The 13,299-nt window shown below is 68.1% G+C and carries 17 protein-coding genes; 13 read left to right on the top strand and 4 right to left on the bottom strand.

Annotated features, from left to right (window positions below):
• The first annotated feature begins 13 nt into the window (after positions 1-13).
• From ASC81_RS16580 to ASC81_RS16560, 5 genes are all read left to right on the top strand, one after another.
• Positions 14-340, top strand: coding sequence for a YbaB/EbfC family nucleoid-associated protein (locus ASC81_RS16580; protein WP_056269309.1), 327 nt, complete (start codon positions 14-16; stop codon positions 338-340).
• A gap of 136 nt (positions 341-476) precedes the next feature.
• Positions 477-1,058, top strand: a complete 582-nt coding sequence (gene recR / locus ASC81_RS16575) for a recombination mediator RecR (protein ID WP_056269307.1) — start codon at positions 477-479, stop codon at positions 1,056-1,058.
• Positions 1,059-1,068: 10 nt separating this feature from the next.
• Positions 1,069-1,458, top strand: a complete 390-nt coding sequence (locus tag ASC81_RS16570) for an MAPEG family protein (RefSeq protein ID WP_056269306.1) — start codon at positions 1,069-1,071, stop codon at positions 1,456-1,458.
• A 53-nt stretch (positions 1,459-1,511) separates the two neighbouring features.
• Positions 1,512-1,763, top strand: coding sequence for a YgaP-like transmembrane domain (locus tag ASC81_RS16565; RefSeq protein WP_235533700.1), 252 nt, complete (start codon positions 1,512-1,514; stop codon positions 1,761-1,763).
• Positions 1,760-2,290 (top strand): RNA polymerase sigma factor, encoded by a 531-nt coding sequence (locus ASC81_RS16560; RefSeq protein WP_056269305.1) that lies wholly within the window; start codon positions 1,760-1,762, stop codon positions 2,288-2,290. Before ASC81_RS16565 ends, ASC81_RS16560 begins: the two co-directional genes overlap by 4 nt.
• Here the strand turns inward: ASC81_RS16560 and ASC81_RS16555 are convergent.
• On the bottom strand, positions 2,276-3,880 hold the full coding sequence (locus ASC81_RS16555) for a transglycosylase SLT domain-containing protein (RefSeq protein WP_056269303.1): 1,605 nt from the start codon (positions 3,878-3,880) through the stop codon (positions 2,276-2,278). The genes ASC81_RS16560 and ASC81_RS16555 overlap by 15 nt on opposite strands.
• Positions 3,877-4,662: a hydroxyacylglutathione hydrolase gene (gene gloB, locus ASC81_RS16550; protein ID WP_056269985.1), complete on the bottom strand. Its 786-nt coding sequence runs from the start codon at positions 4,660-4,662 to the stop codon at positions 3,877-3,879. Before gloB ends, ASC81_RS16555 begins: the two co-directional genes overlap by 4 nt.
• Before the next feature lie 26 nt (positions 4,663-4,688).
• Between gloB and ASC81_RS16545 the strand changes: the two genes are divergently transcribed.
• From ASC81_RS16545 to dcd, 5 genes are read left to right on the top strand one after another with little or no spacing between them, the layout of a single operon-like run.
• Entirely contained in the window at positions 4,689-5,423 is a 735-nt protein-coding gene (locus tag ASC81_RS16545) for a class I SAM-dependent methyltransferase (RefSeq protein WP_056269982.1), read from the top strand.
• Positions 5,416-5,898, top strand: a complete 483-nt coding sequence (gene rnhA, locus ASC81_RS16540; protein ID WP_056269301.1) for a ribonuclease HI — start codon at positions 5,416-5,418, stop codon at positions 5,896-5,898. The genes ASC81_RS16545 and rnhA overlap by 8 nt, the downstream gene beginning before the upstream one ends.
• Positions 5,899-5,932: 34 nt before the next feature.
• On the top strand, positions 5,933-7,939 hold the full coding sequence (locus ASC81_RS16535) for an amidohydrolase family protein (RefSeq protein WP_082536578.1): 2,007 nt from the start codon (positions 5,933-5,935) through the stop codon (positions 7,937-7,939).
• A complete protein-coding gene (locus ASC81_RS16530; protein WP_056269297.1) occupies positions 7,936-9,495 on the top strand; it encodes an ABC transporter substrate-binding protein in 1,560 nt (519 codons plus the stop codon). Before ASC81_RS16535 ends, ASC81_RS16530 begins: the two co-directional genes overlap by 4 nt.
• A 15-nt stretch (positions 9,496-9,510) precedes the next feature.
• A complete protein-coding gene (dcd, locus tag ASC81_RS16525; RefSeq protein WP_056269296.1) occupies positions 9,511-10,077 on the top strand; it encodes a dCTP deaminase in 567 nt (188 codons plus the stop codon).
• 13 nt (positions 10,078-10,090) lie between these two features.
• Here the strand turns inward: dcd and ASC81_RS16520 are convergent, their stop codons facing one another.
• Both ASC81_RS16520 and ASC81_RS16515 read right to left on the bottom strand, forming a co-directional pair.
• A complete protein-coding gene (locus ASC81_RS16520; RefSeq protein WP_056269294.1) occupies positions 10,091-10,576 on the bottom strand; it encodes a hypothetical protein in 486 nt (161 codons plus the stop codon).
• 73 nt (positions 10,577-10,649) lie between these two features.
• A complete protein-coding gene (locus ASC81_RS16515) occupies positions 10,650-11,135 on the bottom strand; it encodes an SRPBCC family protein (protein WP_056269292.1) in 486 nt (161 codons plus the stop codon).
• A 94-nt stretch (positions 11,136-11,229) separates the two neighbouring features.
• Here ASC81_RS16515 and ASC81_RS16510 point away from each other — a divergent pair, with 94 nt between their 5' ends.
• From ASC81_RS16510 to ASC81_RS16500, 3 genes are read left to right on the top strand one after another with little or no spacing between them, the layout of a single operon-like run.
• Positions 11,230-11,637 carry a cupin domain-containing protein gene (locus tag ASC81_RS16510; protein WP_056269290.1) on the top strand — a complete coding sequence of 136 codons (408 nt, stop codon included), beginning with the start codon at positions 11,230-11,232 and terminating at the stop codon, positions 11,635-11,637.
• An 8-nt stretch (positions 11,638-11,645) separates the two neighbouring features.
• Complete coding sequence (locus tag ASC81_RS16505) at positions 11,646-12,386, top strand: sigma-70 family RNA polymerase sigma factor (protein WP_082536577.1); 741 nt, start codon at positions 11,646-11,648, stop codon at positions 12,384-12,386.
• A gap of 19 nt (positions 12,387-12,405) precedes the next feature.
• Positions 12,406-13,212 (top strand): cupin domain-containing protein, encoded by an 807-nt coding sequence (locus tag ASC81_RS16500; protein ID WP_162245911.1) that lies wholly within the window; start codon positions 12,406-12,408, stop codon positions 13,210-13,212.
• The last annotated feature ends 87 nt before the right edge of the window (positions 13,213-13,299 follow it).

Below are 13,299 nucleotides of genomic sequence, written 5' to 3'. Positions count from 1 at the left end.
CAAGGACACGATCATGATGAAAGGCCAACTCGCCGGTCTGATGAAGCAGGCCCAGGCGATGCAGGACAACCTGAAGAAGGCGCAGGAAGAACTCGCCAGCATCGAGGTCGAGGGCCAGAGCGGCGCCGGCCTCGTCAAGGTCGTCATGACCTGCAAGAACGAAGTCCGCCGCGTCACCATCGACCCCAGCCTGCTGGCTGATGACAAGGACATGCTGGAAGACCTCGTGGCCGCCGCCTTCAACGACGCGGCCCGCCGTGCCGAGGCGACGAGCAGCGAGAAGATGGGCAAGCTGACGCAGGGCATGCCCATGCCTCCGGGGATGAAATTCCCGTTTTGATGGCCCACCCCCGAGGCGCTGCGCGCCTCCCCCTCAAGGGGGCGCAGCCGGTGGCCTGGCAAAGCCAGTTCCACGGCTGCCGCTCGACAAGATCGCGCCTGCGGCGGCGATCGTTTGCTGACAACATGGCTTCGATTTGAACGCACTGGATACGCTCGTTGAGGCGCTCAAGCGCCTGCCCGGCGTGGGCCAGAAGTCGGCTCAGCGCATGGCCTACCACCTGCTGCAGCATGACCGCCTGGCCATGCCGCGCCTGGCCGATGCGTTGACGGCGGCGGTCGAGCGCATCAAGCATTGCGAGCGCTGCCACACCTTCAGCGAGGCGCCCATCTGCGGTGTCTGCGCCGATGGCGAACGTGATGCGCGCCTGCTCTGCGTCGTCGAGACGCCGGCCGACCAGGCGGCGCTCGAGCGCACCGCCTCCTACCGCGGCTACTACTTCGTGCTGCTCGGCCGGCTTTCGCCGCTGGACGGCGTCGGCACGCGGCAGATCGGCGCGGCCGAGCTGCTCGCCCGGGCGGGCGAGGAGGGCGTCGAGGAGGTCATCCTCGCCACCAGCTTCACCGCCGAGGGCGAGGCCACGGCCCATGTGCTGGCCGAGGCGCTGCGCGCCCGCGGCATCCGCTCGACCCGGCTGGCGCGTGGCGTGCCGGTCGGCAGCGAACTCGAGTACGTGGACCTGGGCACCATCGCCCACGCCCTGACAGACCGACGTTGAAAGAAGCTCGATGACGATTGCCCAACTCTGCCTGCTCGTAGCCTGCGTGCTGCCCATCGTCTGCGCCGGGCTGGCCAAGTCCAAGGGCTTCGGCAAGCGCCGCCGTGATGGCGGATTCGACAACAACCGGCCGCGCGAATGGCTCGCGAATCTGAGCGGCTGGCAGGCGCGTGCCCATGCCGCGCAGGCCAACAGTTGGGAGGCCTTGCCGGTCTTCCTCGCCGGCCTGTTCGTCGCCCATCAGCACCAGGCGCCCCAGGGCACCGTGGATGCGCTGGCACTGGGCTTCGTCGCCGCGCGCCTGGCCTTCATCGGTCTGTACGTGGCAGATCAGGCGACGCTGCGCTCACTTGTCTGGTTCGCGGGCCTGGCGGTCAGCGCGGCGCTCTTCTTCGTCTAGCGGTTATTTCGCTTCGGCCTGAGTCCTTTTCGCATCAGCGGCCCTCCTTGTCGATGATGCCCGCCGTGCTCGGGCAGCGACGAGGTGAATTGATGATCTACAGGAACAACGTGGGGACGAAAGAGCGCTGGGCGCGCGGGATCGGCGGCGCGCTGATCGTGGCGTGCGCGCTGATGCAACTGGGATTGACGCCGCTGGGCGTGGGCCTGGCAGTCAGCGGGGTGTTGGCCGCGCTGAGCGGCTTGCTCGGTTTCTGCCCGGCCTGCGCAATGGTGGGCCGCCGGCTGCCGGATGAGCGCCGGTGATCGCGGTCGACGCGCGGGTCTTCGAGGCCGCACAGGCGGGTGACCCCGGCGCGTTGGAGCAGGTGCTGCGCCAGCTGCAGCCGGACATCCGGCGCTACGCGCGCCGCCAATGCCATCGCAGCTCGGCGGTAGAAGACGTCGTGCAGGAGGCGCTGATCGTGCTGTATCGGCGCGTCGGCACGTTGCGCGATCCCCTGGCGCTGGCCGCTTGGATGCTGCGCATGGTGACGCGGCTGTGCATGCTGCCGGTGCTGCGGCTGATGCGCGGCACCGAGGCGCTGAGCGAGCGGCACGAGGCCGAGCACCTGGCCCGCGTGCCGCCGGACGAGTTGCGCATCGACCTGGTCCGCGCGCTCGAGTCGCTGCCCGAGATCTACCGCGAGGTGATCCTGCTGCGGGACATGGAGCAGCTGACCATCGGCGAGGTGGCTGACCGCTTGGGCATCACGCGCGAGGCGGCCAAGAGCCGCATCCAACGGGGACGCGCGCTGATGCGCGAGTATCTTGCTGGATCAAGGCGCGGCTGACGCGACGACGTTGTTGCGGCCCTTGCCGCCACGGTCCTTGGCCAGCTTGCGAGGCGCGGGCGCCTTGGCGGCGCGGACCGAGGACTTGCCCTTCTTGGCAACGGCGCGTGCCGCCACCGTCGTCTTGGCTGGGGCGGCCTTGGCCTTGAAGGCCGTGTAGACCACCACGGCCTGGCCGGGCTTGAAGCGGGTCGAATTGCCGACCTTGTTCCATTGCGCGACCTGATCGGCGCGCACCTTGTAGCGCGCGGCAATCACGGCGACCGTGTCGCCCTTGCCGGCCTTGAGCGTCACTCGGCGCAGCGGCGGCGCGTCGGGCGCCAGGCTGAGGCTGGCGGTGTCGGCCAGCCGTTCGGAGACGTCGTCGTGCACATGTTCGGCGCGCGGCACCAGCAGCGTGGAGCCGGCCTTGACCAGCATCTTGGGCGGGATGCGGTTGATCTCGCGCAGTGCCGATTCCGGCATGCCGGTCCGCCGGGCGGCTTCCGATGGGCTCATCGTCTTGGGCACGACCCAGGCTGTCCAGCTGGCCAGCGGACCGCGGTGACGCGCCAGGTTTTCGGCGAAGTTGCTGGCCTGGTCGTAGGGCAGCAGCACCTGCTGCGTGGCCGCGGCCAGAATGACCGGCTTGTTCATCTGCGGGTTGAACTGCTGGAAGGTCTCCAGCGTGAGGCCGGCGAGCTGGGCGGCCAGCGACACGTCGATGTCGCGCTCGATCTTGACGCTGAGGAAATACGGGTGGTTGGCCACCGGCGGCAGGGCCAGCGCATAGCGGTCGGGGTTGAGGACGATGTTCTTGACGGCCTGCAGCTTGGGCACGTAATAGCGCGTCTCATCGGGCATCGTCAGGCTGGCGTAGTCGGTCGGCAGGCCGCGCTTCTGGTTGCGCGCAATCGCCTTCTGCACGTTGCCCTGACCCCAGTTGTAGGCGGCCAGCGCCAGGTGCCAGTCGCCGAACATCTTGTGCAGGCGGCCGAGGTAGTCCAGCGCTGCACGGGTGGACGCCAGCACGTCACGGCGGTCGTCGCGGAAGATGTTTTGCTTCAGGTCGAAATCGCGGCCGGTGGCGGGCATGAACTGCCACATGCCGGTGGCCTTGGCACTGGACACGGCATGCGTCACGAAGGCGCTCTCGATGAAGGGCAGCAGGGCCAGCTCGGCCGGCATGCCGCGCTTCTCGACCTCGTCGACGATGTGGAAGAGGTAGCGGCTGCCGCGTGTCGTCATGCGCTCGACGTAGTCGGGCCGCGCGCTGTACCAGGCCTCGGCCTTGCGCACCCAGTCGTCGTCCAGGTCCTGCAGCTGGAAGCCCTGGCGCACGCGCGCCCACAGGTCGGCATTGGCCTCCGGGGCGTCGAGGTCGATCTTCTGGCCAGGGCGCAGGTTGTCTTCGAGCAGCTCGGCGGCGATGGCGCGCACTGGCTCGGGCGAAACGGCGGATTCGGTCGTGGCGCTGGCCACGGCAGCCGCGGCGGGAGGGGACAGTGGCGGTGCCGGCGCTTCGTCCAGCGGGGGGAGGGGAGTGGTGGTGGCGCAGGCGGCCAGCAGGGCCGGCAATACGAGGGGGGACAGTCGGTGGATCAAAGTCATCGGAATCCGTTCTTCCATTCGCGCAGGCTGGCGAATACATCGACCGGGCTGGGCGCGGCCGGGAGTTTCAGCGGCGCGTGTCGGCGGGCGGCGTCACGCAGGGCCGGCTCGCTGCAGCGCAGGAAAGGGTTGATGCGGGCCTCGGTGCCGATCCGGCCCGGCAGTGTCGGGCGACCGGCAGCGAGTTCGGCCTGGCACCAGGCGGTGTAGGCAGCGAGGGCCGCGTTGGCTGGGTCCACCTCTTGCGCAAAGCGCAGGTTGGACAACGTGTATTCATGGGCGCAGCAGACGCGCGTCTCGGGTGGTAGCGCGGCCAGCGACTGCAACGAGGCATGCATCTGCGCCGGTGTGCCTTCGAAGAGGCGGCCGCAGCCGCCGCTGAACAGGGTGTCGCCGCAGAACAGCAGAGGGTCGGCCCCCGGCACCTCGGCGGCAAAGTAGGCGATGTGGCCCGCCGTGTGGCCCGGCACGTCCATGACCGCGAAGCGCAGGCCCAGCACCTCGACCGTGTTGCCGCCATGCACGCGCTGCACCGGTTCAGGCATGGTCTCGTTAGCGGGCGCGTAGATTGGGCCCGCCAGGCGCGACCGCAGCGCGTTGACGCCGCCGACGTGATCCGCGTGGTGGTGGGTCAATAGAATGCCCGCGAGCGTCAGGCCGCGGGCATCGAGTGCCGCGGCGACCGGCGCGGCATCGCCGGGATCGACGACCAGGGCCTCATGGCCGTTGTCCAGCAGCCAGAGATAGTTGTCGTCGAAAGCGGGGAGCGGCGTGAGCGTCAAACTGAGCGTCAATGTGGCGCCAACCCATGACAGATAAAGCGCCGAGTATAGATTTGGCAGCCTGGCTGCAGACGCCGCCCGGCCGCCACCTGCTGGCCTGGGAACAGGCGCAGGTGGACGCTGCCGTGACCGATCTGTTCGGCTTTCATGCCCTTCAGCTCGGCCTGCCGGAGCTGGACGGCCTGCAGAGCAACCGGATGCCCCACCGCTGGCTGGTCGGGCGTGACCTGCATTGCGACTTCGACGCCCTGCCGTTCGATACCGCCAGCCTCGACCTCGTCCTGCTGCCGCATGCTCTCGAACTGGCGCCCGACGCCCATGCGCTGCTGCGCGAGGTGGAGCGCGTGCTGCGGCCGGAAGGGCGCCTCATCGTCTTTGGCCTCAACCCGGCCAGCCTCTGGGGCCTGCGCCAGAACCTCGGCCGGCTCAAGCGTCGTGGCGAGCCCTACCTGCCGCGCGATGGTGATTTCATTGGCTACTGGCGGCTGCGCGACTGGCTCAAGCTGCTGAGCTTCGACGTCGAGGCGGCGCGCTTCGGCATCTATCGCCCGCCGCTGCGCTCGGACGCCTGGCTGCAGCGCTGGCGCTGGGTCGATGGCGTGGGCTCGCGCTGGTGGCCGGTGCTGGGCGCCGTTTATTTCATCCAGGCGGTCAAGCGCGTGCATGGCATGCGCATGATCGGCCTGGCCAAGAACTCGCGTGCGGTCGCCAAGAAGGCGCCCGCCGTGGCACTGAACAACCATCACAACAAGAATGACTGAAGCACCCAAGCCTGCCGTCCTGATCAAGCGCCCCCAGGTCACCATCTACACCGACGGCGCCTGCAAGGGCAACCCGGGCCCTGGCGGCTGGGGCGCCTGGCTGTCCAGCGGCGGCCACGACAAGGAACTCTTCGGCGGCGAGCCCGAGACGACCAACAACCGCATGGAGCTGACGGCGCCCATCGAGGCACTCGCGTCGCTCAAGCGCAGCTGCGATGTCGTCGTCTACCTGGACAGCGAATACGTGCGCAAGGGCATCACAGAATGGATCGTCAACTGGCAGCGCCGCGGCTGGAAGACGGCAGACGGCAAGCCGGTCAAGAACGCGGACCTGTGGCAGCGCCTGGATGCGCTGCGCAAGCTGCACACGGTGGACTGGCGCTGGGTCAAGGGCCATGCCGGCGACCCTGGCAACGAGCGGGCCGACATGCTGGCCAACAAGGGCGTGGCCTCCCTCGCCAAAGCCCGTCAGTAAAGTGCGCGCCATCTAAGGTTCCCAGGCGTCGCCCATGAAAATGCTGCCCCCCCTGATCGCGCTGCTGCTGGCCGGCGCCGCGCAGGCCCAGACCTACACGGTCGTCTGTGCCAAGGTGGCATGCGGCCATCTCAAGGTCGCCGAATCGACCGGCCGGCTGGAGGTGGACTACAGCTACCGCAACAACGGCCGCGGCCCTGACCAGAGGGAAGTGCTGGAGCTGGCGCCCGACGGCGCCTGGCTGGCCTATCGCACCGAGGGCGTGGCCACCTACGGCGCGCGCATCGATGAGCGCTTCGAGCTCAAGGCCGGCAGTGTCAGCTGGCGCTCGCCGGTAGACGGTGGCGAGCGCGCTGGCGTTGGCCGCGAGCTGGTCTACTTGCCAGTGCAGGCCACGCCGGCCTGGGCCGGCCGGCTGGCGCAGACACTGTTGAAGCGCCCCGGCCAGCGCGCCCAGGCGCTGCCCAGCGGCCAGCTAGGCATCGAGCGCGTGAAGACGCTCAAGCCCGCCGGCGCCGCCTACGAGGTCGGCCTGTACGCCATCGAGGGGCTGGACCTCGAACCCAGCTACGTTTGGTTGCGCGAGGACAACCAGGCTCTGTTCGCCCAGGTCTCGCCCGGCTGGGGCGGCACCCTGCTGCAGGGCTTCGAGGGCGAGATGGACCGGCTGTCCGACGCGCAGAAGGCCGCGCAGCTGGCGCGTCTGGAGCGCCTGGCCAAAACCCTGCCGCAGCCGCTGTCGGGGCTCACCGTCATCGAGGGCGTGCGCTGGTTCGACTCCCAGGCTGCGGTGCTGCGCGGGCCGTCGGACATCTACCTGTTCGAGGGCCGCATCGCGGCCATCGCCAACCCGGGTGGCGTGAAGACCGCCACCCCGGCCCAGCGCATCAGCGGCAAGGGCCGCACCCTGCTGCCTGGCTTCGTCGACATGCATGCCCATCTGGACGCCAGCGCGCTGCTGCTGAACCTGGCGTCGGGCGTGACGGCCGTGCGCGATGTCGGCAACAGCAATGCCGAGCTGGCCGAGCTGCGCGGCCGCATCGAGCACGGCGAGGTGCTGGGCCCGCGCATCGCGGCCAATGGCTTCATCGAAGGCAAGAGCCCGTTCTCGTCGCAGGCCGACTTCGTGCCCGACACGTTGCCCGATGCGCTCGCCGCCATCGACTGGTATGCCGCCCGCGGCTACCGCCAGCTCAAGCTCTACAACTCCATCCGCCCGGAGTGGGTCAAGCCGATGGTGGCGCATGCGCGTTCGCTGGGGCTACGCACGGGCGGGCATGTGCCGGCCTTCATGACAGCGCGCCAGGCCGTGGAGGCCGGCTATGACGAACTTCACCACATCAACCAGCTGACGCTCAACTTCCTGGTCGGCAAGGGCGACGACACGCGCACGCTGCTGCGCTTCAACCTCCCCGGCGACAAGGCGGCCGACATCAAGCTCAACGACCGCCGCACCCAGGACTTCATCGCGTTGCTGAAGCAGCGCGGCACGGTGGTCGACGCGACGATGACGGCCTTCGAGGGCACCTACAACCAGCGCCAGGGCCAGCCCAGCCCGAGCTATGCGATGGTGGCCGCCAACCTGCCGGCCGTCGTGCAGCGCAGCTACTTGTCGGCCGAGGTCGACATGGACGATGCCAAGGCCAGGCGCTGGGGTGCGAGCTGGAAGGTCATGATGGAGCTGCTGCGCCGCATGCACGCCGCCGGCATTCCGCTGGTGGCGGGCACCGATGCCACCCCCGGTTTCGCGCTCCAGCGCGAACTGGAGTTGTATGTACAAGCCGGCATCCCGGCGGCCCAGGCGCTGAAGATCGGCACATGGAACGGCGCGAAGTACAGCGACCGCTTGAGCGAGATCGGCAGCATCGAGCGCGGCAAACGCGCCGACCTGGTGCTGGTGGAGGGTGACCCGGTGGCCGACATTCGCGCCATCCGGCGCATCGCGCTGGTCGTGCAGGGCGATAAGGCCCTGTCACCGTCGGCCTTGTATCAATCGATGGGCATCCTGCCCTTCGTGCCTTCGGCGGAGATCACGAAATGAAGCGCCTTGCCGCCCTGCTGCTGGCCTTGCCCCTGCTCGCCCAGGCCGACACGACGCTGCGTTTTTGCGCGGCCGGCAGCCCCAAGACCTTCGACCCGGCGATGACGGACAGCGGCATCGACCATGCCGCGCATTTGCCTGTGTTCGGCACTCTCGTCGAAGTCAAGCGTGGCACCGACGAACTCATCCCGGGCCTGGCCAAGAGCTGGAGCGTCAGCGCCGACGGCCTGGCCTACACCTTCGAGCTGCGCCGTGGCGTGAGTTGGCATGCGGTCGACGGCTTCAAGCCGACGCGTGAGTTCAATGCCGACGACGTCATCTTCACCTTCGGCAGACTGCTCAGCCGTGACAGCGCCTTCGCCAAGGCCCTGCCCAGCGTGTCGCCCTATGTCGTGTCGTTCGGTTGGGAGAAGCTGATCCGCGGGGTCGAGAAGCTCGGTGATCACCAGGTTCGCATCACGCTGGCCGAGCGCGACGCGTCCTTCCTGTCGGCATTGAGTTTCGCGTTCACGATGATCCAGTCGGCCGAACTGGGTGGGCAACTGCTCAAGGCCGGCACGCCGCAGCGCATCGCTCAGCTCCCGGTCGGTACCGGGCCCTTCCAGTTCAAGAGTTTTCGCGCCGACAGCGTCATCCGCTACGTGAAGCACCCGAGCTGGTGGCGCAAGGACGAGCGGCCGCGGGCCGACCAGCTGGTCTTTGCCATCACGCCCGATGCCACCGTACGCGCCCAGCGGCTCAGGCGCAACGAATGCGACATCGCGGCACCCGTCGGCCCCGCCGACCTGGCTGATCTGAAGAAGGACCCGGCCATCAAGCTGGTCACCGCACCAGGGCTCAATGTGGGCATCCTGGCCTACAACACCAAGCGTCCGGCCTTGTCCAAGCTGGAAGTTCGCCAGGCCCTGGACATGGCCATCGACAAGGCCGCCATCCTGCGCGCCGTCTATGGTGATGCGGGCACGTTGGCCAACAGCGTCATGCCGGCCGCCAACTGGGCGCATGACGCGACGATCAAGCCCGTGCCCCATGACCCAGCCAAGGCCAAGGCGCTGTTGCAGCAGGCCGGCGTGCTGCCGCTCAACATCACGCTCTGGGCCATGCCCGTCGTGCGCGCCTACAACCCGAACGGCCAGCGCATGGCGCAGATGATCCAGTCCGACTGGGCCAAGGTCGGCGTCAACGCCCGCATCGTCACTTACGAGTGGGGCGAGTACCTGCGGCGCATCGATGCCGGCGAGCACGACGCAGCGCTGTCTGGCTGGAACGGCGACCCCGAGCCCGCCAATACCGCGGGCCAGCTCGCCTGCGGCGCCGCCAGCGGCACCTTCTGGTGCAACGCGGCCTACGACAAGTTGCTGGCCGAGGCGCGCCAGGCGCTCAACAAGGAAGACCGCAAGGCCCTCTATGCCAAGGCCCAGCGCCTGGCCATGCAGGAACTGCCGTGGACGCCCATCGCCTACGGGCGCCTGGCCGTGCCCGAGCGCGCGGCGGTCAAAGGCTTTGTGCTGGACCTGGACGGCAGCATGTATTTCGACGGCGCGACCCCGCGCTGACAAAGGAAAAAAGCGATGAGCATCAAGAGCGACAAGTGGATCCGCCGCATGTGCGAGCAGCACGGGATGATCGAGCCCTTCGAGCCCGGCCAGGTGCGCGAGCAGGACGGCCGCAAGATCGTCAGCTATGGCACCTCAAGCTACGGGTACGACATCCGCTGCGCGCCCGAGTTCAAGGTATTCACCAACATCCACTCGACGGTGGTAGACCCGAAGAACTTCGACGAGAACAGCTTCGTCGACATCAACAAGGACGTCTGCATCATTCCACCCAACAGCTTCGCGTTGGCGCGCACGATGGAGTACTTCCGCATCCCGCGCAATGTGTTGACGGTCTGCCTGGGCAAGAGCACCTATGCCCGCTGCGGCATCATCGTCAACGTGACGCCCTTCGAGCCCGAGTGGGAAGGCTATGTCACGCTGGAGTTCAGCAACACCACGCCGCTGCCCGCCAAGATCTACGCGGGCGAGGGCTGCGCCCAGGTGCTGTTCTTCGAGAGCGACGAGGTCTGCGAGGTCAGCTACAAGGACCGTGGGGGCAAATACCAGGGTCAGGTGGGGGTGACATTGCCCAAGGCTTGAGCCTGGACAGACGTCAGCCGTTGCCCTCGCCAACTGCGGTGCGTCCCGGTTGGCAGGTTCGTGACGCGCTCCGGGTTGGCTGCCGGGTGAGAACCGCGTGCTCGGGTATCCAGGTCGTTCCGGACTGCTGCAGAACTCTCCATTCAAGCTGATCGCCGCTCAGGCGAACGACAGCCGTACCCTTCGCACCCCTGGCGTTCAGAAAGCTCACTTGTCCGGCGGCCCCGATCAGCGAACCGGCGATGGTGGGTGCGACCTCATCGGCCCCGTCCACCTTGTTGCCCATCTGTCCGGTGGCGATATGAAAGCCGCAAACGGATGCGCCATTCGCCTGCAGACCGAGCCAGAAATAGTCGCGTTCGCCATCGGCACAACGCTCCGCGTACACGCCGGTGGCGTTCGTGCACGGGAAGACGACCTTCCACTCCCCTTCGATGGGCGACGCTGATGTGGCCGAGGTGGCGACAACTAGCAGAGCAAGCGCGAGGGTTGAGGTCATGCGGTGTTCAGCTTGGTCGCTTGATATACAGCGAGTATTGCTGGAGGCGGCGGCAGGCCCTTGAGCAGCGCGCTTACCCGCCCATCAGCGCCAAGTACTGCATCAGCCCCATCCGCCCCGCCCGCATCACCCGTTTGTGATTCCACCGGAACAGCGGCCCCAGCAGCGGCGCGGTCCAGCGCAGGAGCCCCGGCGGCAGCGTGACGCGCCAGACGAAGGTCACGTCGGTATGGCTGCCCACCTCGGGTGCGGCCTGCTTCATCAGCCAGATGCCTTCCCCCGCCAGCGTGCCGGCGGCTTTGGCGCGCAGGCGTTCTTCCTTCAGCACCTCGGTGACTTCCAGTTGTAGGTGCAGTCGGTAGCCCAGGCCGGTGCGGAAGGTGATTTCCTGCAGCAGCCCGACGCCGGTGCCATCGCCGCTGCGCAGTTTCCTGACGCCGACGACGCCCGGCCACCAGCGCGGCCAATGCTCGGTTTCGGTGATGGCGCGCCAGACATGAGTGACCGGCGCGTCCAGGCGCCAATGGCTGACAAGGTCGAAATAGGCGATCTGGGACATGTGAAAGTAATACGACCGGCCGCGCAGGGTAGATGCTAGCCAGCGTCAGGAGTAACCTGCATCCAGAAACAACGCCGCCGCGTACAGCCTCCTTATGACCTCGCCACCTGCCACCCCCGCCCAGGCCCGTGCCATCCGCCGGCGCCTGCTGGAGCGGGTGGCTGATACCGAGGACAGCCACGTCACTGTGCCCGCCGGCCCGGCTGGCTGGCAACCTTATGGCGACGGCGTGCAGATCAAGGTGCTGAACGAGAACGAGGGCGCTCTGAGCTACCTGCTCAAGTTTGCGCCCGGCGCGCGCATCGATGCGCACAGGCACCCGATGGACGAGGAATGCATCGTTCTCGAAGGCGTGCTCAAGGTGGGCAGCCAGATCGAGGTCGGCCCCGGCGGCTATCACCTGGCGCGGGCCGGCAGCCTGCACGCCAGCATCGCCACCGAGACGGGCGCCACCATCTTCCTGCGCGGCGCCGAGCCGGGCATGGACCAACTGCTGGTTTGAGGAACACGATGAACCTTCCGCATCCATCAGAGCCCGGTGACGACGAGGTGCCGCCTCACGCACTGCTTTTCGACGACGCCGAGCTGCATACCGCGGAGGCCGAAGCGCAGGCCGAAGCCGAGGCAGCCTGCGTGGCCCTTGCCGCCAAGGCCGGCTGCGCGCCGCTTGACGATGCCCTGCTTGAAACCTGGATCGCCGGCATCGTCGACCATGACGAGCGCGCCTTGATGGCGCTGTACGAAGCCACGCTGTCGCGCGTCTATGGCCTGGTGCTGCGCCTGGTGCGGCGCAGCCAGCTGGCCGAGGAGGTGGCCGAGGAGGTCTACTTCCAGGTCTGGCGCCAGGCGGCGCGCTTCGACGCCGAACGTGGCCGGCCCCTGACTTGGCTGCTGGGCATGGCGCGCTCGCGCGCCATCGACGCCATCCGCCGCGAGGCCCGCTTCCAGCATGAGGAGCTGGACGAAGAAGCGCAGAACTACACCACGTCGATGTCGTCACCGCCGGCCGAGTCGGGCGACGAACTGCTCGCCGTCGCGCAGGGCCATGCCGAGCTGCATCGGGCGCTGCTGCTTCTCAAGCCCCAGCCGCGCCAGCTCGTGGCGCTGGCCTTCTTCAATGGCCTGTCCCACGAGGAGATCGCCAGCCAGACGCATCTGCCGCTGGGCACGGTCAAATCCCAGATCCGCCGCGCGCTGATCACCCTGCGCGAGGCGCTGGGTGACAACGGCGCTCACGCGCTGCCTGCCTGAGATGAAGGAAGGCAACGCCATGACCACCATGCCGAATTCCCCCGAACACGACGACAACGACATGAGCCCCCTGCTCAGCGAACCTTTTGCCCAGGCCTGGGCAGCGCCGGCGCCCGGCTTGCCGGGGCGCCTGGGCGAGCGCCTGGGCACGCGACTCGCGCAGTCGCTGAAGGCCGAGCAGGGGATGGTCACCGTGCGCCGCCGCAAGGCCGGTGCAGAGCCGCTGGCAGAAGGCGTGCAGCAGCGCTGGCTCTACCGCGCGCCACCAGAACGTGCACTGCGGCCCGGCGAGCCGCGGGCTGCCAGCGTCGTCGAGCTGCAGGCGGGCACCACGCTTGAGCTGCCTGCCGGCGGGCCGCGCGAATTCCTGGTGCTGCGCGGCAGCGCGGCGGTCGACGGCGAGTCGCTCGGCTTGCGCGATTTCCTGTTGCTGCCTGCGGGCAACCCGACGCGGCTGGCCAGCCTGGACGGCGCCCATGTCTTCGTGCGCGAGTCCGAGGCCCAAGGTGTCGAGCGCCTGCTGGTGCTGGACCGCCAGGCCGGCTGGCCCGATTTCGCGCCCGGCATCCGGCGCCGCGTGCTGTGGACCGGCGGCGGCCAGGCGTCGCTGCTGTACCAGACCGACCCCGGCGCCAGCGTGCCCAACCACAGCCATGGCCACGACGAGGAATGCTTGATGGTGCAGGGCGAGCTCTTTCTGGACGACGTGCTGCTGCAGCAGGGCGACTACCAGCTGGCCCCGGCCGGCACGGGGCACCGCATCACGGAGACCGACACCGGCGTCATCTTGTACGCCCACGGCGACCTGGACCTGCAGTTCTTCTGACCGCCAACCGGACTTGAGCGCCATCAACGGCGGATAGCCGGGTCATTTCGGGCTTTATCCGGCCTTGGTTTTGCCGAGGGCCCGGCA

It is taken from the genome of Pelomonas sp. Root405, assembly GCF_001425165.1.
Classification (GTDB): Bacteria; Pseudomonadota; Gammaproteobacteria; order Burkholderiales; family Burkholderiaceae_C; genus Pelomonas.
Note: the sequence above shows the minus strand (reverse complement) of the source record. Positions and strands in the feature narration are given on the sequence as shown.

Bases quoted from the DNA above. Each gene is read 5' to 3' on its own strand.
- ASC81_RS16580 (WP_056269309.1), top strand. From the start codon at position 14: ATGATGAAAGGCCAACTCGCCGGTCTGATGAAGCAGGCCCAGGCGATG.
- ASC81_RS16570 (WP_056269306.1), top strand. From the start codon at position 1,069: ATGACGATTGCCCAACTCTGCCTGCTCGTAGCCTGCGTGCTGCCCATC.
- ASC81_RS16565 (WP_235533700.1), top strand. From the start codon at position 1,512: ATGATGCCCGCCGTGCTCGGGCAGCGACGAGGTGAATTGATGATCTAC.
- ASC81_RS16555 (WP_056269303.1), bottom strand. From the start codon at position 3,880: ATGACTTTGATCCACCGACTGTCCCCCCTCGTATTGCCGGCCCTGCTG.
- ASC81_RS16545 (WP_056269982.1), top strand. From the start codon at position 4,689: ATGACAGATAAAGCGCCGAGTATAGATTTGGCAGCCTGGCTGCAGACG.
- rnhA (WP_056269301.1), top strand. From the start codon at position 5,416: ATGACTGAAGCACCCAAGCCTGCCGTCCTGATCAAGCGCCCCCAGGTC.
- ASC81_RS16535 (WP_082536578.1), top strand. From the start codon at position 5,933: ATGAAAATGCTGCCCCCCCTGATCGCGCTGCTGCTGGCCGGCGCCGCG.
- ASC81_RS16530 (WP_056269297.1), top strand. From the start codon at position 7,936: ATGAAGCGCCTTGCCGCCCTGCTGCTGGCCTTGCCCCTGCTCGCCCAG.
- dcd (WP_056269296.1), top strand. From the start codon at position 9,511: ATGAGCATCAAGAGCGACAAGTGGATCCGCCGCATGTGCGAGCAGCAC.
- ASC81_RS16520 (WP_056269294.1), bottom strand. From the start codon at position 10,576: ATGACCTCAACCCTCGCGCTTGCTCTGCTAGTTGTCGCCACCTCGGCC.
- ASC81_RS16515 (WP_056269292.1), bottom strand. From the start codon at position 11,135: ATGTCCCAGATCGCCTATTTCGACCTTGTCAGCCATTGGCGCCTGGAC.
- ASC81_RS16510 (WP_056269290.1), top strand. From the start codon at position 11,230: ATGACCTCGCCACCTGCCACCCCCGCCCAGGCCCGTGCCATCCGCCGG.
- ASC81_RS16505 (WP_082536577.1), top strand. From the start codon at position 11,646: ATGAACCTTCCGCATCCATCAGAGCCCGGTGACGACGAGGTGCCGCCT.
- ASC81_RS16500 (WP_162245911.1), top strand. From the start codon at position 12,406: ATGACCACCATGCCGAATTCCCCCGAACACGACGACAACGACATGAGC.